General features: G+C 37.4%; 20 protein-coding genes. 4 read left to right on the top strand and 16 right to left on the bottom strand.

Features of this window, described 5'->3' with window-relative positions:
- Position 1 precedes the first annotated feature (1 nt).
- From FB2170_RS07805 to FB2170_RS07780, 6 genes are all read right to left on the bottom strand, one after another.
- Positions 2-739, bottom strand: coding sequence for a GntR family transcriptional regulator (locus FB2170_RS07805; RefSeq protein ID WP_013305991.1), 738 nt, complete (start codon positions 737-739; stop codon positions 2-4).
- Positions 740-747: 8 nt separating this feature from the next.
- Positions 748-2,043: a GH36-type glycosyl hydrolase domain-containing protein gene (locus FB2170_RS07800; protein ID WP_013305990.1), complete on the bottom strand. Its 1,296-nt coding sequence runs from the start codon at positions 2,041-2,043 to the stop codon at positions 748-750.
- Between the two features lie 6 nt (positions 2,044-2,049).
- Positions 2,050-4,443, bottom strand: a complete 2,394-nt coding sequence (locus tag FB2170_RS07795; RefSeq protein ID WP_013305989.1) for a GH92 family glycosyl hydrolase — start codon at positions 4,441-4,443, stop codon at positions 2,050-2,052.
- On the bottom strand, positions 4,440-7,673 hold the full coding sequence (locus tag FB2170_RS07790) for a GH92 family glycosyl hydrolase (protein WP_013305988.1): 3,234 nt from the start codon (positions 7,671-7,673) through the stop codon (positions 4,440-4,442). The genes FB2170_RS07795 and FB2170_RS07790 overlap by 4 nt, the downstream gene beginning before the upstream one ends.
- A gap of 9 nt (positions 7,674-7,682) precedes the next feature.
- Complete coding sequence (locus FB2170_RS07785) at positions 7,683-9,452, bottom strand: class I mannose-6-phosphate isomerase (protein ID WP_013305987.1); 1,770 nt, start codon at positions 9,450-9,452, stop codon at positions 7,683-7,685.
- A 99-nt stretch (positions 9,453-9,551) separates the two neighbouring features.
- Entirely contained in the window at positions 9,552-10,217 is a 666-nt protein-coding gene (locus FB2170_RS07780; protein ID WP_013305986.1) for an NAD(P)H-binding protein, read from the bottom strand.
- Between the two features lie 28 nt (positions 10,218-10,245).
- On the opposite strand from FB2170_RS07780, the gene dinB reads away from it, so the two are divergent.
- A complete protein-coding gene (dinB, locus tag FB2170_RS07775; RefSeq protein ID WP_013305985.1) occupies positions 10,246-11,346 on the top strand; it encodes a DNA polymerase IV in 1,101 nt (366 codons plus the stop codon).
- Positions 11,347-11,368: 22 nt separating this feature from the next.
- Here dinB and FB2170_RS07770 read toward each other — a convergent pair whose 3' ends face one another.
- The 10 genes from FB2170_RS07770 to FB2170_RS07730 all read right to left on the bottom strand — a co-directional run bounded on the left by FB2170_RS07770 (position 11,369) and on the right by FB2170_RS07730 (position 18,577).
- On the bottom strand, positions 11,369-11,803 hold the full coding sequence (locus FB2170_RS07770; protein ID WP_013305984.1) for a COG2426 family protein: 435 nt from the start codon (positions 11,801-11,803) through the stop codon (positions 11,369-11,371).
- Positions 11,804-12,029: 226 nt separating this feature from the next.
- A complete protein-coding gene (locus FB2170_RS07765) occupies positions 12,030-12,419 on the bottom strand; it encodes a cupredoxin domain-containing protein (protein ID WP_013305983.1) in 390 nt (129 codons plus the stop codon).
- A gap of 27 nt (positions 12,420-12,446) precedes the next feature.
- The gene (locus FB2170_RS07760; RefSeq protein WP_013305982.1) at positions 12,447-12,995 is read right to left on the bottom strand and encodes a carboxymuconolactone decarboxylase family protein; all 549 of its coding nucleotides are present in this window, start codon (positions 12,993-12,995) and stop codon (positions 12,447-12,449) included.
- 48 nt (positions 12,996-13,043) lie between these two features.
- On the bottom strand, positions 13,044-13,196 hold the full coding sequence (locus FB2170_RS17360) for a hypothetical protein (protein WP_158306087.1): 153 nt from the start codon (positions 13,194-13,196) through the stop codon (positions 13,044-13,046).
- Between the two features lie 92 nt (positions 13,197-13,288).
- Positions 13,289-14,137 (bottom strand): helix-turn-helix domain-containing protein, encoded by an 849-nt coding sequence (locus FB2170_RS07755; protein ID WP_013305981.1) that lies wholly within the window; start codon positions 14,135-14,137, stop codon positions 13,289-13,291.
- An 84-nt stretch (positions 14,138-14,221) separates the two neighbouring features.
- Entirely contained in the window at positions 14,222-15,664 is a 1,443-nt protein-coding gene (gene pyk / locus FB2170_RS07750; protein WP_013305980.1) for a pyruvate kinase, read from the bottom strand.
- A gap of 3 nt (positions 15,665-15,667) precedes the next feature.
- Positions 15,668-16,132: an IPExxxVDY family protein gene (locus FB2170_RS07745; RefSeq protein WP_013305979.1), complete on the bottom strand. Its 465-nt coding sequence runs from the start codon at positions 16,130-16,132 to the stop codon at positions 15,668-15,670.
- Between the two features lie 112 nt (positions 16,133-16,244).
- Positions 16,245-16,982, bottom strand: a complete 738-nt coding sequence (gene rnc / locus FB2170_RS07740) for a ribonuclease III (RefSeq protein ID WP_013305978.1) — start codon at positions 16,980-16,982, stop codon at positions 16,245-16,247.
- A 7-nt stretch (positions 16,983-16,989) separates the two neighbouring features.
- A complete protein-coding gene (gene fabF / locus FB2170_RS07735) occupies positions 16,990-18,240 on the bottom strand; it encodes a beta-ketoacyl-ACP synthase II (protein WP_013305977.1) in 1,251 nt (416 codons plus the stop codon).
- Positions 18,241-18,343: 103 nt separating this feature from the next.
- The gene (locus tag FB2170_RS07730; RefSeq protein ID WP_008269813.1) at positions 18,344-18,577 is read right to left on the bottom strand and encodes an acyl carrier protein; all 234 of its coding nucleotides are present in this window, start codon (positions 18,575-18,577) and stop codon (positions 18,344-18,346) included.
- 159 nt (positions 18,578-18,736) lie between these two features.
- Between FB2170_RS07730 and purN the strand changes: the two genes are divergently transcribed.
- The 3 genes from purN to FB2170_RS07715 all read left to right on the top strand — a co-directional run bounded on the left by purN (position 18,737) and on the right by FB2170_RS07715 (position 20,955).
- A complete protein-coding gene (gene purN / locus FB2170_RS07725) occupies positions 18,737-19,306 on the top strand; it encodes a phosphoribosylglycinamide formyltransferase (RefSeq protein WP_013305976.1) in 570 nt (189 codons plus the stop codon).
- Positions 19,306-19,941: a viroplasmin family protein gene (locus tag FB2170_RS07720; protein ID WP_013305975.1), complete on the top strand. Its 636-nt coding sequence runs from the start codon at positions 19,306-19,308 to the stop codon at positions 19,939-19,941. The genes purN and FB2170_RS07720 overlap by 1 nt, the downstream gene beginning before the upstream one ends.
- Before the next feature lie 87 nt (positions 19,942-20,028).
- Positions 20,029-20,955 carry a PfkB family carbohydrate kinase gene (locus FB2170_RS07715; RefSeq protein WP_013305974.1) on the top strand — a complete coding sequence of 309 codons (927 nt, stop codon included), beginning with the start codon at positions 20,029-20,031 and terminating at the stop codon, positions 20,953-20,955.

Raw genomic sequence — 20,955 nt, 5'->3', positions numbered from 1 at the left:
TTTAGAATTCTCTTTTAATTTCAATATCGTATGTAAAATAGTCTGTATGATAATAAACAATGTTATATTCTATTGGTCTATCTCCTGGATCACATACTAATCGCTCTCGTTTCAATATTGGCATATTGGTTGTGAGTTCGAGAATTGAACTAAGGGTTTTATCTGCTTTTATGGCACTTATCTTTTCTTTGGAAGTAGCTACCAGAATATCATGCTCGACTTCCAACACCTCATACAATGGCAATACAAAATCCTCATTCCCAGTAATACCTACTCTTGGATGAAAAAAGGATACGGAATACAAATATTTGGCATCTTTTGATCCCCGAATTTTTTCCAGCTTCCATAATTTCTTCTCCTTAGAAACAGATAAGGCTTCATATACTTCTTCTGGGGCTTTGACCAATGAAACAGTTACGAGGTAATTGACCACTTCAATCCCTTGTTTGCGCATTTCTTTTGTGAAACTGATCCAATTGTCAAGTTTAGTGGCTATTTTTTTATTGACCACTTTGGTGCCAACCCCTTTTTTACGTTCAATCAAATGCTCATTTACCAAGGTATTGACCGCCTGTCGCACCGTATTCCTAGAAACCCCCAATCTTTTAGCAAGGGTCACTTCTTTGGGTAAAAACCTTTTCCCTTCGCAATATTCATCCTGTTTTACTAAATCCCTTAAATATGCTTCAATTTGTGCATGTAGAGGAATTGGGCTGTTATGATTTAATTTGAAATTCATAAAATCAACTATTTGTTTTGAGATTTGGCCCACTCCTCCAATTGAAGAATGGCTGTATACAGTACCCCGGCAGAACCCCTGAAAGTACCCGATCCTTTAGGTTCGTTCTCTTTGGTGTACCATTCATAAAACCCGTCATTAGTTACTACTCTTTCCGTCATAGGTAATAACTGCTCGTAGGCATCCTTGATAAAGCCATTTTTTACCAATTGGCTAATCATCCTAGCGCCAAACCACGTCCAATCACCTCCATTTTGATAGCTGTATTCTGGATTCATAATTTGGTTTACAAAGTACCCATCTGGATATGGTGGGTACAAGGTTAACCCTATGGAAGCGGCCCCTGCTTGTTTTACCCTTGATATCATTTCTTTTATAGAAACATTGATCTCATCTTCAGATAATAACCCGGCTTCAATAGCGATTGCTGTGCCCCCGAAATAATAGATTTCACTTTCATTGAAATCTTCAGGGAACGGACTGCCATCCAAGTATATATGAGGAATGAATTTTTTGTCGTTTCCATCCCAAAGGTGTTTTCTAGAATTTTTAGCCAATTTATGACGAATAGGAAGCCATTTTTCTCTTACATCTGGCAATAGCTCAATCATATTATCGAGAGCTATTATGAACATGGCATTGTCATAAATGTCTATTGCCCTGTGCGTGTTCTCATCAATATCAACACCCCAACCATGTTCTGGTTGTACATCGCCCCAATCGGCAGTGGTTGCACCCCATATTAAACCATATTCAGTAGAAAATCGTTCATTCATTAGAAACTGCATTGCCCTTTCCATACGTTGGGCCACAGTTTTATCCCCAACTTGAACATCAAGAATAGATTCATCTCCGGTTGATTGTACATATTTGTATACCGTTTGAATCAATGAGGTTTCCTGATCTGTTTCTACCGTGTTTTTGTGTCCGGCATAACGCGGTTCCAATTCAAAATAACTAAAGTCGGTCTCCTCTTTCGATATTTTTTCTGCAGGTGTAAATCCGTCAAGAATATTCCCATCATCACCCTGCATACGGAAAAACACAAGAAGATTTTCTTTTAATTCCTCAGCAGGATAGACTTCAGCCGAAAGCTCTATAAAAGTATTATAGTCCCTTATCCAGACCTCACGATAGCCATCACCTGCATTGAATCCAGTTTTCACCACCGCTATTGCCCTACTTTTTACATCTTTAAATTGTTCATTAGCCAAAATTTTATTGGCTAATTCATTCTCTTCCTTTTTTTGCTCGGCACATCCCATTAATAGGAGTCCAAAAACGAAAATCAATAGTTTGTTCATCTTCTGTTATTTTTCATTTGACATTGAGGGAGGCAGCACTTCTATACCCCATTGCTTGTTAGGTTCAGGGCCTAATTCAAAAATAAGTTTTCCTCCATTTATAAGTTCTTTGCGATACATCCAATTATTGTTCACTGGTTTTCCATTAAATGAAAGCGACTGGATGTATAAATTCTCCTGACTTTGATTTTTGGTTTCAAGTACAAGTTCTTTTCCTTCGTAATAGTCATTATCCAATTGGATGGTGATCCTTTCAAATAACGGACTTCCAAATTGAAAGGAAGGGTTCGCAGAGGTATGGCCCTGAACATCAAACAATCCCAAGGAAGCCATTACATACCAAGCCCCCAGTTGTCCCTGATCTTCATCTTGTCCTACACCATACCCATGCAATGGTTCCGTACCGTAAAACTCATTACAAATGGTACGAACCCATTTTTGAGTCAACCAGGGTTTTCCTGAATAATTGAACAGCCAAGGGTTATGCAGACAGGGTTGATTCCCATGATTGTATAATTTTTCGACTCCAGAAAAACTATGTATTTCTTCCGACCCACCGCCAAACATACTTTTCTGTGCGTCGTTGAACATGGTTTCCAAACGCTCATTAAAAAGTGGTTTTCCTACTAAATCAATTAGTCCTTTAGGATCTTGGGGAACATACCATGTGAATTGATAGGCATTTCCTTCTTGAAAACCATCCCAGCCTTTCATTGGATCAAAATCCTTGATAAAGGAGCCATTCTTCAATTTGGGCCTAATGAATTTAGTAACTGGGTCAAATAGGTTCTTATAATAATCTGCCTGCTTCATCAACTTCTCGTAGTTGACCTCATCCTTTTTATCCTTTGCCATCTGAGCCACGGCATAGGAACTAAAGCTATATTCCAAAGTATGGGAAGCTCCAAAATTGAAAACCCATCCGTTTGAGATTATGGTATCCTTATAAGGCACATACTTGTCTTTGACAAAATAGCTCAGGTCATATTTACCATTCCCCAAGTTGCGTCCGTTGTATTCCAATTCATTCTTTAACGCAGCTTCATAACCTGTTTTCACATCAAAATCCCGAATCCCAACATTGTACGCCGAAGCCAATAATAATCCTTGAAAATTAGTTTGAACACCATTTGTAAAAACTCCATTTGCTGTGCCATCATGCAGCCAGCCCGTATCTTTGTAGAAATCGATATTTGATTGTATATAGTCACTAAAATAGTCAGGATAGGCCAATGCCCATACTTGGCTCAAATTCCAAAAACCTCCCCAAATACCGTCCGTATTGTAATGATTGTATTTAGGTTTACCCTTTTCATTTAATGCGGTATGCCCAATTTTATCTTCAGATAAAGGATAATCCCCGTTCGCATCATTTGATAGTCCGCGTCCCAATAGAGCATGATACAAGCCAGTATAGAACTTTACCCTGTCTTCCTTTTTACCTCCTTCCACAACGATTTTATTCAGTTTCTTGTTCCAATCATCCTTAGACTCCTGTTTTACCGATTCAAAGGTCTTTCCATTGGTTTCAGTCTTTAAATTTAAACGTGCATTGGCGATGGAAGTATAGCTTAATCCAGTCTGGATTTCAAGCACACTATCTTTTTCCATATTGAATGTCAAGTAAAGGCCATTATCAGTTCCAATGGTCTCTACCGCACCTTCATGCCTTATTTCATTTACGAAGCTCCCCATTTGAAGAGCTTCTTTGCCAAGTCTGGCAACGAAATACATTTTTACCGTTTTACCAGGGTCACAAAACTTTGCGTATTCGGGATTGGTTTCGATATATCCTTCTATTTCGGTATCATTCACCAATTTTGCATGTGCTGAAACCACATCACTACTTTCTCCCTGCTTGTGTCCAATATCAATGATTACATTCGCTTCTTTGGTTTTAGGGAAAGTATACCGGTGGTACCCCACACGCTCAGTTGCTGTAATCTCTGCTTTTATGTTATAATTCTTTAATCTTACCTTATAGTATCCTGGTTCGGCCGTTTCATCTTTTTTATAAAATCGAGATCTGTAACCTATATCTGGATCCTCCAAAGTGCCGGGTACCGTTTTTAATTCCCCAACAGTTGGCATAAAAACCAAACCACCAATCTGAAACTCGTGAAAATGACCAAAACCCTCTATTGAAGTATGCCTATCGTCGTATCCCGTAGGTCCCCACCCACCTTGGCTGTTATAGGCGTTGGTGTGAGGTGCCAATTTGGCCATTCCGAATGGACGAGCTGCAGGAGTGTAAAAGAACCATCGGCCGTGTACTGAGCCAATCTGCGGATCTACGTATTGAACTAAATCGTGTAATGGTTTTTGCTGCTGTAGTTCTTTATTGTCTTTGCAACTCGCAAAACATAATAATATAATTAGAAAGGCGATAATCTGTTTCATTCTTCTATATTTTTCGGACTTATAGGCAATACCGCGGTTCCCCATTTAAAATTAGGCTCAGGGCCCATAGTCAATACGAGTTTTCCCCCTTTTAAAAGTTCACTGGATGGAACCCAAAAATTGTTCAATTCAACCCCATTTAGCATTGCTTTTTGCACATACTTATTGTGGAAAGAGGTATTCTCTGCCAAAATTGTAAAAGACTTACCTCGCCCATATAGTTGGCCAAGATCAATTGTTACTTCTTCGAACAAAGGACTTCCAATTTCATAAATAGGATTGACCCTTGTGCCTCCATCAGTTTGAAAAAGCCCGAGTGAAGACATTACGAACCAAGCACTCATTTGCCCCTGATCCTCATCGCCCAAATAGGCATTGGAAATTCCAAAACCATAATAACGATCCATGATATCCCGGCTCCATTTTTGGGTCAGCCATGGTTTTTTGACCCAATTGAATAAATATGCAAAATGCATGGATTGTTGGTTTCCTTGAATCACCGGGAAATCCCAATAAAGCTCATTGGGTGCATTATAACGCCAAGTACTGCTAACGTTAAAACCACTATCCAATCTATTGGTAAATTCTTCCTCCCCAATAATATCGGCCAAACTGGGTACATCCTGCGGCACGAAAAAAGTAAGCTGCCATGCATTGCCCTCTACATATTGATGGTTTCCACCTGTCTTTATGGGATCAAAATCTTTGTACCAGGAGCCATCAGAATGTTTAAGTCTTGCAAAACCAATATTTGGGTCAATAACATTCTGCCACCAATACCCACGATTAATAAATTCACGGTACTCCTCCTTTTTATTTAATGCCAAGGCAAATTGCGATACCGTGAAATCATCAAAGGAATACTCTAGGGAGTTTGAAAAACGACCTTTATTATAAGGAACAAATCTGTGTTTAAGATAAGTATCCAAATCTCTATTGCCTGCAAAACCATTACCTACTTGCTGGCCAGTTGTTGTTTGCATTTTGTAAACCGCCTTAAAGGCCTTTTCTTCATCAAAATCCCGTATACCCATTTGATATGCCCCTACAATAAGGGGGATTTCATGTTCCGCAACCATGACAGGAATGTACTCCATACCCGCAGGGCCTTTAGCCAGCCAGCCTGTGGCATCGTACATCGCCAATTGTGATTTAACCCATTTCGATGACCAGTCAGGCGTGATGAGGTTCCAAAATTGGTTCAGATTCCAAAAGGTGTTCCAAAAAGCATCACACCCCAAAGCCACATCATCAGGGTTCTTAAATTTCTGTATTTGCTCCGTGGCATCCATCCAACTACCATCGACATCACTGAATATGTTACGACTTACCAATGCTCGGTACATATTCGAATAAAATCTTGTTTTCTCCAATCTATCAGGAGTAGATATTTGCACTCTTTTCAACAGATTTTCCCAAGTACTTTCCTGATGGCTACGTACAGCCTCGAAACTCCACCCGAATGGTTCTTCCACTTCCTTCTCTAAATTCAAGGCGGCGTTTTCAATACTTACATAAGACAAACCTGTTCTTGTCTGAACAACTTGGTTCTTTTTGGTATCAAATTCTAAAAAGGCCACGACTGCTTCAGGATTTCCAATAGTCCATTCCTCACCAACTTCAAGAAAAACGGATTCTTCCTTTTTGTTGTTTCTTACAATGCCAAACCTCTGAATTGGTTTATCAAATTCCATTACAAAATGAACTGTATATTCTTGGGCGATTTCATCCCACTCCTTTTTTTTATCACCATCATCGACCATTTGTTTTCTATAATACTGCTCACCCCAAATTGACGCCGAAATCTGTGTGCTAAATCCTTCTATTTTGGTGTCACTCACCTTCTTGAAATACACTTCTTCTATATCGTACCCATATTCGGCCGGTATTTTCAAATCGACAAGAATTCTTGAATCGGGAATTTCTTTTGGATAGGTGTATCGCTGAAAACTACATCGAGTGGTGGCAGTTAGCTCCGCCCTAACATTATAATCGCTCAATGTCACAGCATAATACCCCAAGGGTGTTTCCTCTGTTGATTTATCTATACGCGAACGATAACCCGTATCAGGATTGCCTTGTTTACCAATTTCAGTTATTAGTGGTCCATTCGTTGGAAATACACCAAGACCAGCCATTGTCCACTCATGAATATGGCTAAAGGTACCTACGCTCTCGAACGTTGGCTGATAGCCAGCTTGCCAACCTTCGTTTTGATTGTCGGGACTTATTTTTACCATTCCAAAAGGCATCCAAGGTCCAGGGGCAATCATCCATCTAGAATGGCCAGAACCAATTTTTGTGTCTACATAATCTATATTTTGGTTTTTATCTTGTGGGGCCCTTTGAATGAAACCCTCTTCTATGGTTTCATCATCAACAAGTACTTTATACCCGCTTTTAAAAGGTGTTTCCACTATAGGCATGGGCACTTCAAATATTTTTCGCCCATGTTCTACTTTCTTTTTAAAAATCTCCTCGTTATCAAGTTGTATTGTCAATTCTGGGGTACCGCTTATATGTTGAAGATCAACTAACATAGGTTGCATCCTTGAACTTCCGTTAGCTATCTCATAGTTCGCAGGGGCAACTTCTCTTAATAGAATATTTTTTGATTCAAGTAATTTTGCTTTCTGTGGCCCTTCTAATCGTATTTGATCAAAGAGAAGCCAACTACCATCCAAAGAAGTCAATTGTATTTCATTCCCCCCTTTTTTTATGATTTGAGAGTCCAGTGTGATTTCAAACTTTTGCTCTACAGTATTATCAATAGAACCGTTTAGAGCCTCAGCATTCAATCCTTTCTTCAGTTGGAATTTCCACGATTTCCCGTTAACGGTGACCTTGAATAATGGTGGTTTTTCAGGACTACATTCCAGAATATCAATTACCAATTTCCAATCCCCGTGATTTGGTTTGTCTTTAATTGCAAACAACAAATTCAATTGATGAGGTCGAATACCAGACAACCCTGAAGTACCCCCCCAATAATCCATAGCTCCAGGTAATACATATGGAAAATCTTTTTTGATATTTGAATGGCCTATCACAAAAGATCCGTCTTCCCAACCAAAATCGTTTTTAAGAAATTTTGCGTAGTAGCTAGGTGCTAGTGCAAATTCGTGACTACTATTATCTGCTTTACCTATTTGCCATAAAACCTGTTGTTGGGCCTGACCATAAATGGACAATAAAATGGCAATTAATACGAAGTTGCTTTTTGTTCCCATATTTGATTTTTAACAAGCTGTATCTTTAACAAATGAGATTACAACCTTTGCCTTTGCTTTCCCTTTATTGACCAAGGAATAATTTTTGGCAGCTGCAGGAATGGCAAAGGTCTCGGCAAAATGAAAGGTCTGATTTTCGAAACCCTTGATTTTCACTTGCAATGATTCACCCTCCACCAACATCAAGACATGACATTGATTATTCGTGTTGATCTTTACTTCTTCTTCAAATTCATATCGATAAATCTCGTAAAAGTGATCAGGATGTGTTGGCAAATGAATCTTTTGCCAATCTATTCCTGATTCTACAATTCTTGGTTTTGAAATGAGAGTTTCTTGAACCACTTGTCCTTTTCTTTCAAAATTGAGATTTTCAAAAGCTCGATCAATATTCAATGGCCTAGGATTACCGTCTAAATCCAATCTTTGCCAATCGTACATTTTAAATGTGAAAATATACGGGGTCGCACTAATCTCAAGTACTAGATTATTTATGCCAGAACAATGGATTGTTCCATGCGGAATAAGAAATAAATCATGTTTTTTAGCAGGAAGCTTTTGCACATAATTCTCTACCTGTAGCTCTTCCTTTGTCTTGAAACTCTGTTCCAGGGCTTTTTTGAATTCGTTTGGATTGATATTTTCCTGAAATCCTAAATACACTTCAGCATTATCACCAGCATCAAGAATATAATAGGTTTCATCTTGGGTAAAATTTTCGCCAAATCGGTCTTTGATAAAATCTGGTTTTGGATGACACTGTACTGACAGGTTACCGCCATCGAAAGTATCCAAAAAATCAAAGCGGATAGGAAACTCATCTTCAAATCGTTCTGCTGCTTTACCCAATACATTTTCGTTTTCCTGAAACATCAACATATCAAAAGACACCTCGAGCAAAGCCCCATCACTTTCGAATAATAATCCATTTTCAGGCACTATCATTTCAAACGACCAAGCATAATTGGGTACGTTCCGATTTAAATCCCTAAAACGCTCTTTCATCCATTGTCCTCCCCAAACACCTGGCTCAAACCAGGGTCTTACCCTGAATGCGCTTTGCGACATACTATGAAGGCCATTTCTTAAATCTTCACCTTTCATCCAAACCGGATTTCCTGGTCTCTGTTGATCTACGATTATGGAAATTTTTGGCAGTAATTTCTTCTTCACATTGTTCAATACGGGCCAATCAACAAAGTAAAAATGCTTATACATTTGTTTATGGGCTTTGGGAGATTTAAAACCAAAGTTGGTAACCTCATTCGCCCTCATACGAAACTGCAATTCATTTTTTGGAATATCAAAATAAACCAAATGACCCTCAATACCTGCTACACTTGCCCCAGTGCCATATATGATTTGGATGTCAACATTGTCATCTAAAGTGATGCTTTTCAACTTCTCCGAATCAAAGTAATCAGAGAGTTCTATATTCGCTTTAAAACCGAAAATAGGGTCCTCACCTCCTAAAAAAGGTTCTACCAAGGTTGATATCCCATCTTTTGGTTTCAAAAAATCTTTGATATCAAGAAAGGTAGATGTTACCCCAATTTCTTCTAATGAAATCTCCAGAGCACTTTGCACTTCATTCCAGTCTACTCCAATATATCCGTCAAGAACAACTGTCTTATAGATACAGGTTTCTTTCGCCAAGGAAGCATATCCACTTTTAATAGTCCTGCTCTTTAAAGAATGGGAAGGGTAAATGTCATAACATGATTCATTAGTCTTCTTCTTGTTTAGGGGAATTAAATCTTGTGAAGTCTTTCGTTGCATAATACCAACTCTACGATGATCATCACAAAATTACATATATATGTTCATATGTCTATACATATAATATAAAAATATCTCGCAAGTTAGTTTTATTGGCGCTTATTTACTGATTTTTTGAATTAAATCTGAAGGAATCCTGATTCTATTGTAGGTGTTATTTGCCACCCAAAGCATGGTTTTGGCAATGTCCTGAGGATGGATTGATTTGAATTTTTTCAAAGGCCCAGCCATTACCAGATTTGCCACTTTCATCAATTGTTTGAAAACTAACTCACCTATTCTCTTTTCCTCTCTTTTGCCACTTATCAATGAGGGTTGTAAAATATGTGTTTTTGGTATTTGCATTTTTAAAACTGCATCTTCCATTTCCCCTTTGGTCCTATTATAGAACAACTTGCTCTTTGAATTTGCTCCCAAAGCAGAAATGATAATCAAAGTATCAATTCCATTTTTCTTACAAAGCTCTGCTGCTTGTACAGGTATGCCAAAATCAATCTTTTTATAAATATCCTTGTCAGGAGTTTTTGCCTTGGTGGTTCCTATACAACAAAAAACCTCATCGGCTTCAAAATCATTTTTAAAGTTTTCAAGCTCAATTACATCTCCTATAAATTCCTCGAGTTTTGCATTTTCTTTCCCTGTACTTGACCTTGAAAACAACTTTATTTTACCATAGCGCTTGTCTTTCAACAACCGTTGTAAAAGCAAACTACCAGTCAATCCTGTAGCACCCAATATTATAGCTGTTTTCAATTTAGTCTCCATAAAACTAAGATAAGGTTTAAATTTGTTTATGCCCGAAGAGTTTCCTTTGCGAAAAATAATCCATGTAGATATGGATGCCTTTTATGCTTCCGTAGAAGAAATGGATAATCCTGAACTTAAAGGAAAACCTCTTGCTGTTGGTGGAAATGAAGTTAGAGGTGTCGTTTCTGCAGCCAATTACGAAGCCAGAAAGTTTGGTGTCCGCAGTGCTATGAGCGGTGTCATGGCCAAAAGAAATTGCCCACATTTGACCTTTGTTAAACCTCGTTATAATCGGTATAAAGAAATCTCCAAACAGATACGAAATATCTTTTTCGACTATACCGATCTTGTCGAACCTCTTTCATTAGATGAAGCCTATTTGGATGTAACGGTCAATAAAAAAGGAAATCCGTCTGCCACTTTGATAGCCCAAGAAATTCGAAAACGAATTCAGGACGAAGTGGGGTTAAAGGCTTCAGCCGGTATTTCGGTTAACAAATTTGTAGCAAAAGTTGCCAGCGACTTTAACAAACCCAATGGTCAAAAAACCGTAAATCCTGAGGAAGTTCTTCAATTTTTGGAAGACCTGGAAATACGGAGTTTTTTTGGCGTTGGCAAAGTTACGGCTGAAAAAATGTACAAACTTGGAATTTTTACCGGGAAAGAGCTTAAAACAAAATCAGAGGAATTCTTAATAGAAAATTTTGGGAAAAGTGGTTCACATTACCACAAGGTTGTAAGGGGAATTCATAATGGTGCTGTTAAACCACATCGAGTTCCCAAATCTGTAGGCGCTGAGCGAACTTTTAGTGAAAATCTAAGTAGTGAGATATTTATGTTGGAGCGGTTGGAGCATATTGCCAATGAATTGGAAAGACGATTGTCTAAAACCAAAATCGCTGGAAAAACCGTTACCCTAAAAATAAAATATAGCGATTTTACCCTGCAGACCCGTAGCAAAACCTTGCCGTATTTCGTCTCTAACAAATCATTGATTCTTGAGGTCGCAAAAGAACTTTTGTACCAAGAGAAAATGGAAAATTCAGTACGGTTATTAGGCATTTCTTTGGCAAACCTCAATACTGAAAAAAAGAAAACCGAGCCTAAGGAAGAATCTGTTTCAGTACAGCTGAAGTTTGAGTTTTAGATCAAAAAAACGGAAACACCGCTTACACAAAACTTTTCATGGACAATAAAGTCGTTGTCCAGATAATAACAGAAGAGAAGAATATACCAATAGCATTGGCAATAAAAGCTTTTTGCTTTTCTATCCTGAACAAATACGTTGCAATACTACCTGCATATACCCCTGTACCTGGCAAAGGAATCATGACAAAGAATACCAGCCCTAAAAATCCGAATTTTTGGATTTTATTCCCTGAACCCAATTTCGCTCTTCGAGCTACATAAATTGCAATTTTTTTGTATAAACTCCATTTTATGAAGTGGCGATTTATCTTTTCCAAAAAGAATATCATCAAGGGAAAAACAAGTAGATTGGACAAAAAACAAACTGCGAATACCCAGTAGATATTAAGGCCATTATACATTCCATAAGGAATACCCACTTTAGCCTCTCCAAAAGGAGACAAACTCCACAACATTGCTATAATAAAATCTACAATCACAATATATTGGTTAAGAAGCTGCGAAACTACCACCCTAAACAATAAGAACACTGTTTTTTTCTCTTAAAAATTGATTAAAAAAATATGAAGATTTTACTTATTTATTAGACCCTATCACAAAGCCCCTAATTTGGGAAAAACCGAGCCTAAAGAAGACTCGGTCTATATTCAATTGAAATTTGATCTGTAGTTAGGCATAATGCTATTTTACGACCAACGTATTATCTGTAGAAGTTGGATTTAAAGGACAGAAATATACATATTCCCCTTTGCTTAAAACTGTTGCCTTTGATGATTGTTTCTTTCCAGTTGCAACGGCTTTTGTTACATAAGCTGCCTTAATGTGATTTTCAGGTTTACTGATATCCTTCCCTTTTTGCACAAGGACAAATCCCACATCATGACCAACTCCATTATTGAAAATTTCAAAAACGTAAGTTCCTTCAGAAACGGTTATTTGTTTTTGGGTGAACTCCCCCTTGGTCTGCTCCAAAGAAATGACATTTGGCGTTTTTTTCATCACATCATCTTGGGCATTTGAAGTTGTTACCAATCCAATCACCAATATTAATACTAATGCTATTTTTTTCATTGTTTGTTATTTTAAGATTTATATTATTTAAGCTTCGATTAAATCCAAAGGTTGGGCCACTGGGAAATCTACCGGCACATTTGTTGTCTTATGCAGGTAATTGGATATTGTTTTATCTCCCACCAAAACAATTGTATCAATAAGATTTTCTTTCGTCCAACCTGAACTAAGAAAATCTTGAACAATGACATTGTTGGTAGCCCCCCTTGTTTCTGTAATGTTTTTTGCCAAACTTGCCAATGCGTTCAGCCTTTTGTCAAATGATGCTCTCCCCGCTCTTAGCTCCAGTATCTGATTATCGCTAAACCCGTTCATTTTCCCAATAGCTGTATGGGCTGACAAACAATAGATGCAATTGTTCACTTCACTCACCGCTAGATTTACCACTTCCTTTTCCTTAGCTGAAAGCGATGTCTTGGCATTGCTCAAATTCAGATAGTTTTCCAAGGCGTTCTCAGAATGTGCATAGGTAGCGTAAAGATTTGGTACAAAACCCACCGCTTTTTCAAGATTATCAAAAATGGACTTGTTCTTTGTGCTTACTTCTTCTCTTTTAGGTACATTAAATGTGCTCATAATATTTGCTTTTTATGTTATTAATTCATTTTCAAATCTTACTTAGTTTTATTGGGTGTAGGGCTTTTCAACATCGCAGTAATAATCATGATGCTGTCTTTGATCACAATGTGTTTTTGGTACAACATTGTTCAGTTCTTTTTTTTTAGTCCCACTGAATATCTCAATCAGATTGAATATGGAAATATGTTTCAGGTTCATCTTCCTCTGTTTTTAAATTACAAGGCAAAGATGTGGCCTAATATCAAGTTGGTGTTATGAAAGATTGCCCGAAGGCTTGTAGAAATTTCCCTTTAGGCAGATATTGGGGTCATTTCTCGGTACTGGGAAGGTGAACTACTGGTCATTTTTTTAAAAAAACGGCTAAAATGTGCTGGGTCATTAAACCCTAATTCATAAGCTATTTCCTGATTCTGCTTTTCCGTAAAATGCAATAACCTTTTGGCCTCTAGCATTAGTCGCTCTTGAATTATTTGTTGTGGTGACTTTTGATTATATAATGCAAAAAGATTCGAAAGTGTCTTAGGGCTTTTGAAAAGCAAGTCAGCATAATCACTAACCTTTCGTTTGGTCTTATAATGGGTGTCTACCAATACGTTGAATTTGCGAACTATGTCCAATTGCTCATTATTCAGTTCTTTTACGATTAGTTGATTTTTGGCCAAACGGGTACAAATTATTATCAAACGCTTCAATAGCATTTGCAACATGTCGCCCTGAATTTTATCTGGTGTGGAAAATTCATCTTCAAACACCTCATATAAAGTGTTGAATTTACGTTCTTGTTCTTTTGGAATGGTAATTATGGGCAGGTCTTGTGTTCCAAAAAACAATATGCCATTACAGGAAACTTCACTATCATGGTCTGATATACAATAAAATTCCCTGTTAAATAAAAAAGCTGTTAAAGGAAGCTTTGAATTATCGTATGAAATATGCTGGAGATATGTGGTAGTAATCAATTGATTCGGTCGCAACCTAACAATTACATTATCTACTTCGATTTCAGTTACAGTAGAATTTCTGTTCCATAAAACACTGATATTGCCTGAATTGATGGAAAAACGATTTTCATATCTTTTGATATCATCTGTAAATCCAAATATGGATCCCATTTTTATATCATGAAATTCGAATTTCATATGCCCGAAGAATTTAATAAGTTCATTAGAACCTATTAGTCCTTTCAAAGCTTGTAACCTTACCTCGTTTTATAAAAACCAGTATTAAAAGGTACAGGTTTCTATCTCGGTAACCCTAAGTGTGTTTACCATACCTTTGTCCTTGATAGGCATGGCCGCAAGGCTGATAAGCATATCTCCGACATCCAAAAATCCTTTTTTACAGGCTATCCCATTTACATCTTCAATAGTTTCGTCTGTAGAAACGTACTTGTCGTAATAAAAGGCCTTTACACCCCAAAGTAAATTCAATTGGGTCAAAATTCTTTTGTTGGATGTAAATACCAAAATATGAGCACTTGGTCTCCAAGCCGATATCTGAAAAGCTGTATAACCACTATTGGTCAAAGTTGATATTGCTTTGGCCTTGATTTCATTTGCCATAGTTGCCGCATGATAACACACAGACTTTGTAATGTATCTGTTGGTTCTAATATGTGGTGGCTCCTGTGGAACGGTTATCAGATCTGAATTCTCTACACTTTCAAGAATACTGGCCATTTTTTCAATTACCTGAACAGGGTAATTTCCAACAGAGGTTTCCCCGGAAAGCATAACAGCATCAGCACCATCCATTACAGAATTGGCAACATCGTTTACCTCAGCACGAGTTGGTGTAAGACTGGTAATCATAGTCTCCATCATTTGCGTAGCGATAATTACCGGAATTCTAGCTTTTTTTGCCCTCAGCACTAATTTTTTCTGAATCAAGGGCACTTCATGGGCAGGAACCTCAACTCCTAGATCTCCACGAGCAACCATTAGTCCGTCACAATAAGAAACAATCTTATCTATATTCTCTACAGCTTCGGGTTTCTCGATTTTCGCAATAATAGGAATCTTGTGTTCGGCGTGCTCTTTAATAATATTTTGAAGGTCGATTATATCCTGACTATGCCTTACAAAGGAAAGTGCAATCCAATCTACATCTAATGATATAGCAAATTTTGCATCTTTAACATCTTTCTCTGTAAGTGCTGGTAAAGAAATGTTCGTATTGGGCAAATTAACCCCCTTTTTGGATTTAAGTGGACCACCTTGAATTACCTTTGCCCTTACTTTATCTTTTTTATTGGTTGAAACTACCTCGAACATCAACTTACCATCATCCAATAATATTCGCTCTCCTGGATTTACATCTTTTGGGAAAGCTGCATAGTTCATATAAACCCGTTCAGAATTGCCTTCAAAAGGTTCGCCAGTAACAAAATCTATTTCATCACCGGGAGTAACAACCACCTCACCCGACATAACACCTACTCTTAGTTTAGGCCCTTGTAAATCTCCTAAAATTGCGATATTGGAATCTATTTCTTCATTAACCTCACGAATCATTTTTACACGTGCGGTAACATCTTCATAATCAGCATGTGAAAAATTAATTCTAAAGACATCAACACCAGCCTTTATCATATCAATAATCACTTCCTTTTTGCTTGTAGCAGGACCTAAGGTTGCAACTATTTTCGTCTTCTTTATATTTGGCATCACTTAAAAAATTAAGTTGTTTTTTGATTTTAATTCATCTGCATCAATACTATATGCAGTAACTATTTTTGGTATCGCAAGTAAGCTTTTAACTAGCAAAGACTCATCTAAGTCATCATCATGTTCAATCTTAATAAAAAAATCAACATCTTTATACTCTGGCACTAAATAGTGTTCCGTAAATGAAGGCTCGTCTTGAAAAAGACCTACTCTTACCAAGCGTTCTTTTTTTGTACTCTTATTTGTAATCAAAGTCCAGTAACGATCATGTTGTCCATCTTCCCATTCAAAAAAAGGAAACGACCTAAACTCAGATAACTCCAAATCTGCCGATGATCTCCTAAATATGGATCTAACTTCCAAATTAATGGCATACACAGCAGCATAATCTTCCATACTGGTATGTAACGCTATCAGCGTAAAGGAATCTTCGTAAAAATCTTCACTAATTTTATGTATTGCCGCCATATGCGCACAAAAAACGTAAATATATAATTAATAAAGAATACTGCCTAAGCTACCAAAGCCTAAAGGTCATTTTGAGCAAACTATAACGTTTTAGTAATGATTCTTTAAATCATCATGTTTTGTCCATCTTGTCTTGAAGTGCAAAAAAGGCCCTTTTTGATGCCCTTTCCTCAGCTTTCTTTTTTGAAGTGGCCCGTGCTTTAGCAACTACATTATCACCTATCGATAGTTTAACAGCAAAATGTTTGAGCACGTCTTTTCCCGTATCCTCGTAGACGTTATATTTAAAGCTTTTCTTTTGCTTCTGACACCACTCAATGACCAAACTTTTATAGCTTATTACTTTTCCTTCTAATTGTTCAATATCAACATAAGGTAAAATTACCCTTTCATGAATAAACTTTTCACAGTAGTTGTATCCCCTGTCTAAATAAATAGCCCCTACTAAAGCTTCAAAAACATTGCCGTGAATATTATCTCCAAAATGTGTTTTAGGAATCCTACTCTCAACAAACTTTATTAGGTTCAGATCTTTGCCCAATTCATTCAAATGCTCTCTACTTACAATTTTAGAGCGCATCTTTGTAAGATATCCTTCATCCCCATCTGGCACCTCGTTATACAAGTGTTTGGAAATAATGGTTCCCAACATTGCATCTCCCAAAAACTCTAACCGTTCGTAATTCATTGGGTTACCATCTTCATCTTTTCGGTTGGCCGATCTATGAAGAAATGCTTTCTTGAATATCTTTAAATTTTTGGGTTTAAACCCCAAAATCTTAGTTATTCCCAAAAAAAAATCCCCATCCTGTTTGGAATGGGAATTAAATATATTGGATGGGAAATTCATTATCTAATTAGCTGATTTTCTTGAAAACTACACAAGCATTATGCCCGCCAAAACCAAAGGTATTACTCATAGCAACATTTACCTCTCTTTTTTGCGCTTTATTTAATGTTAAATTTAGCTTGGGGTCAATATTCTCATCAACTGTGGTATGATTTATTGTTGGTGGTACAATTCCATGCTTCATAGACAATATAGACGCAATTGCCTCAATTGCCCCGGCAGCACCTAATAAATGCCCGGTCATAGATTTTGTGGAATTTATATTAATGTTGGGTGCATGATCGCCAAAGACCTGCGTAATTGCCTTTAACTCTGCAACATCACCAAGAGGGGTTGATGTACCATGTGTATTTATGGCGTCTACTTCTTCAATCCCAATCCCAGCATCTCTCAAACAATTCTCCATTACCTTAACCACTCCTATTCCATCAGGATGTGGCGCAGTCATGTGATAAGCATCACTAGACATACCACCACCAATTACTTCGGCATAAATCTTTGCTCCTCTTGCCTTGGCATGTTCATATTCCTCAAGAATTAATGCTCCCGCTCCTTCACCCAAGACAAATCCATCTCTTGTGGCATCAAAAGGCCTTGAGGCCGTTTCTGGGCTGTCATTTCTTTTTGAAAGTGCGTGCATTGCTCCAAAACCACCCATTCCTGCAATGGTTACAGCAGCTTCACTGCCACCAGTAACAATAATGTCGCAATGGCCTAGTCGAATATAATTAAGTGCATCTATCATCGCATTCGCAGATGAAGCACAAGCCGAAACAGTGGTATAGTTAGGGCCCATAAATCCATGTTTGATTGAGATGTTGCCAGGAGCAATATCTGCAATCATCTTAGGGATAAAAAATGGATTAAATCTAGGAGTTCCATCCCCTTCCGCAAAATTAATAACCTCGTTCTGAAAGGTTTCCAAGCCACCAATACCAGCTCCCCAGATCACCCCCACGCGAAATTTATCAATTGCATCCAAATCCAATTTGGAGTCAAGAATCGCCTCATCAGAAGACACCAATGCATACTGTGCAAAACGGTCTAATTTGCGGGCTTCTTTTCTGTCAAAATGATCTTGGGCATTAAAATTTTTAAGCTCGCAAGCGAACTTGGTCTTAAATTTTTCACTGTCATAATAAGTAATGGGCGCTGAACCACTTTTACCATTTACAAGACCATCCCAGTATTCTTCAATATTGTTACCAATAGGTGTCAACGCACCTAATCCTGTAACTACAACTCGCTTTAATTGCATTGAACCAATTTTATATTAATAAGCCAAGTGAAATTAAATAAAAATATCCATGCAGCATTATTACCACATGGATATTTATTAACGTATTTAAGCAATCATATGATTACTTTGCTTCTTCTATATAGCTTATGGCTTGGCCAACTGTTGCGATATTTTCAGCTTGATCATCAGGGATTTGAATATCGAATTCTTTTTCGAATTCCATAATCAACTCAACAGTATCCAGTGAATCTGCCCCTAAGTCGTTAGTAAAGCTAGCTTCCGTTACCACTTCGTTTTCATCAACTCCTAGTTTATCAACGATGATAGCTTTAACTCTTGATGCAATGTCTGACATAATAATATTGTTTTAAAAATTTAAATTGTTGGCAAAAATAAAAAACTTTGGTTTAATAACACCATTTGTCGTTAAAATGTCAGGTAATTTAAGAAATTTAAACACAAGTGTATTATTTTAGCCCAAAATAATTCTTCTTCGGTAACGCTTATTCTTTAAATGAAAAATATTGTTCTTTTTGCCTCTGGTTCTGGATCTAATGTTGAAAACATAGTACAGCATTTTCAGGAAAGTACAAACGTTACTATAGCCATGGTATTGACTAACAAAAGGGATGCCAAAGTTTTAGACCGATGTAATAGATTGAATATCCGTTCTTTATATTTCAATAGAACTGCTTTTCAACATACCGACTGTGTTCTTGACTTGTTAAAAAGCGTCAAACCCGATTTGATTGTTCTCGCAGGGTTTCTATGGAAAATACCAGAGAAAATAATAAGAGCTTTCCCAAATAAAATCATCAACATTCACCCAGCTCTTCTGCCCAAATATGGGGGTAAGGGTATGTATGGTGACAATGTGCATAAAGCTGTGAAAGAGCAAGGTGAAACTGAAACCGGAATCACCATTCACTATGTAAATGAGAATTATGATGAAGGCGCTATAATTCATCAAGCCAAAACAAAAGTAACTTCCAACGATAAAGTTGAAGATATAGCTTCGAAGGTTCACGCCTTGGAATACGAACATTTTCCTAAAGTAATTGAGCAATTATTAGTGGGTCTCTGATGGCAAAAAAGTCAAAATTTTATGTAGTCTGGAAAGGTAAAAGACCTGGTGTATACTCTACTTGGGAAGATTGCAAAGCTGCAATTACCGGCTATAAAGGAGCACAATACAAATCATTCTCAACCTTTGACGAAGCCAAAAAAGCCTATAACTCAAATTACGAAGAATATAAAGGTAAAAAGAATTCAAAGGCAAGTTTAACTCCAGAGCAATTGCTAAAAATCGGAGATCCAAATAACCATTCCATTTCAGTTGATGCTGCTTCAAGTGGAAACCCAGGAGTAATGGAGTACCAGGGAGTCGACACAAAAACAGGTAAAAAATTGTTCAGGCAAGGTCCTTTTGCAGAAGGAACAAACAATATAGGTGAGTTTTTGGCAATTGTACATGGACTGGCATTTTTGAAACAACATCAAAGCGATAGAATAATATATACCGATTCCAGGACAGCCATGAGTTGGGTTCGCAAAAAGACATGCAATACCAAACTGGTCGAGACAAAAGATAACAAAGTATTGTTCGATTTAATTCGTCGCGCCATTTCATGGCTTAAAAATAATTCTTACAACACCCCAATCGTCAAATGGGAAACAAAGGCCTGGGGCGAAATTCCTGCCGATTTTGGCAGAAAATAATACCGAGAATGATTTTTTAGAATTAGGGTTGTTAGCTCTGGATTTTAGAAGTTCATTAATGTATATTTGCAGCAAAATTTATATTTAATGGGTAAATTACTGATTGTTGGCACCGTCGCTTTTGATGCTATTGAAACACCTTTTGGAAAGACTGACAAGATTTTGGGTGGCGCTGCGACTTTTATTGGACTTGCAGCCTCTCAGTTTGAAGTACAATCGGCAATTGTTTCTGTTGTTGGCGATGATTTTCCGCAAGAATATCTTGACCTTTTAAAAAATAAAAGCATTGATATTTCTTCTTTAGAAATTGTTGAAGGAGGAAAGACTTTTTTCTGGAAGGGCAAATACCACAATGATTTAAACTCGCGAGATACTTTGGTTACCGAACTAAATACCCTTGCAGATTTTAATCCAGTAGTTCCCAATAACTTTAAGGATTCAGATGTTGTCATGTTAGGAAATTTACATCCAAGCGTCCAAATGAGCGTAATCAATCAGATGTCACAAAGACCAAAATTGGTTATTTTGGACACTATGAATTTTTGGATGGACAATACCCTTGCAGAATTGATCGAAGTTATTAAACACACAGATGTAATTACCATCAATGACGAAGAGGCTAGACAGCTAACTAATGAATACTCTTTGGTAAAAGCCGCTGAGGAGATACAGAAAATGGGACCTAAATATGTGGTGATAAAAAAAGGAGAGCATGGGGCATTGCTCTTTAATGAAGATAATGTTTTCTTTGCGCCGGCTTTACCGTTAGAAGAAGTTTTTGACCCAACCGGAGCAGGTGATACATTCGCTGGCGGATTTGCAGGTTATTTGGCAGCAACTGAAAACACATCGTTCAATAATTTAAAGAACGCTGTTATTCATGGTTCAAATTTGGCTTCATTTTGTGTTGAACGTTTTGGGACCGAAAGAATGAATAATTTAAACAGAGATGAAGTAAATAAGAGACTGCATCAATTTAAAGCTTTGACCCAATTTGATATTGAATTACAATAA

Source organism: Maribacter sp. HTCC2170, assembly GCF_000153165.2.
Taxonomy (GTDB): Bacteria; Bacteroidota; Bacteroidia; order Flavobacteriales; family Flavobacteriaceae; genus Maribacter_A.
Note: the sequence above shows the minus strand (reverse complement) of the source record. Positions and strands in the feature narration are given on the sequence as shown.

Bases quoted from the DNA above. Each gene is read 5' to 3' on its own strand.
- FB2170_RS07805 (WP_013305991.1), bottom strand. From the start codon at position 739: ATGAATTTCAAATTAAATCATAACAGCCCAATTCCTCTACATGCACAA.
- FB2170_RS07780 (WP_013305986.1), bottom strand. From the start codon at position 10,217: ATGGAGACTAAATTGAAAACAGCTATAATATTGGGTGCTACAGGATTG.
- FB2170_RS07765 (WP_013305983.1), bottom strand. From the start codon at position 12,419: ATGAAAAAAATAGCATTAGTATTAATATTGGTGATTGGATTGGTAACA.
- fabF (WP_013305977.1), bottom strand. From the start codon at position 18,240: ATGCAATTAAAGCGAGTTGTAGTTACAGGATTAGGTGCGTTGACACCT.
- FB2170_RS07770 (WP_013305984.1), bottom strand. From the start codon at position 11,803: ATGTTGTGGAGTTTGTCTCCTTTTGGAGAGGCTAAAGTGGGTATTCCT.
- FB2170_RS17360 (WP_158306087.1), bottom strand. From the start codon at position 13,196: ATGAACCTGAAACATATTTCCATATTCAATCTGATTGAGATATTCAGT.
- FB2170_RS07720 (WP_013305975.1), top strand. From the start codon at position 19,306: ATGGCAAAAAAGTCAAAATTTTATGTAGTCTGGAAAGGTAAAAGACCT.
- FB2170_RS07800 (WP_013305990.1), bottom strand. From the start codon at position 2,043: ATGAACAAACTATTGATTTTCGTTTTTGGACTCCTATTAATGGGATGT.
- FB2170_RS07755 (WP_013305981.1), bottom strand. From the start codon at position 14,137: ATGAAATTCGAATTTCATGATATAAAAATGGGATCCATATTTGGATTT.
- FB2170_RS07730 (WP_008269813.1), bottom strand. From the start codon at position 18,577: ATGTCAGACATTGCATCAAGAGTTAAAGCTATCATCGTTGATAAACTA.
- FB2170_RS07795 (WP_013305989.1), bottom strand. From the start codon at position 4,443: ATGAAACAGATTATCGCCTTTCTAATTATATTATTATGTTTTGCGAGT.
- FB2170_RS07760 (WP_013305982.1), bottom strand. From the start codon at position 12,995: ATGAGCACATTTAATGTACCTAAAAGAGAAGAAGTAAGCACAAAGAAC.
- rnc (WP_013305978.1), bottom strand. From the start codon at position 16,982: ATGAATTTCCCATCCAATATATTTAATTCCCATTCCAAACAGGATGGG.
- FB2170_RS07745 (WP_013305979.1), bottom strand. From the start codon at position 16,132: ATGGCGGCAATACATAAAATTAGTGAAGATTTTTACGAAGATTCCTTT.
- FB2170_RS07785 (WP_013305987.1), bottom strand. From the start codon at position 9,452: ATGCAACGAAAGACTTCACAAGATTTAATTCCCCTAAACAAGAAGAAG.
- FB2170_RS07790 (WP_013305988.1), bottom strand. From the start codon at position 7,673: ATGGGAACAAAAAGCAACTTCGTATTAATTGCCATTTTATTGTCCATT.
- purN (WP_013305976.1), top strand. From the start codon at position 18,737: ATGAAAAATATTGTTCTTTTTGCCTCTGGTTCTGGATCTAATGTTGAA.
- pyk (WP_013305980.1), bottom strand. From the start codon at position 15,664: ATGCCAAATATAAAGAAGACGAAAATAGTTGCAACCTTAGGTCCTGCT.
- FB2170_RS07715 (WP_013305974.1), top strand. From the start codon at position 20,029: ATGGGTAAATTACTGATTGTTGGCACCGTCGCTTTTGATGCTATTGAA.
- dinB (WP_013305985.1), top strand. From the start codon at position 10,246: ATGCCCGAAGAGTTTCCTTTGCGAAAAATAATCCATGTAGATATGGAT.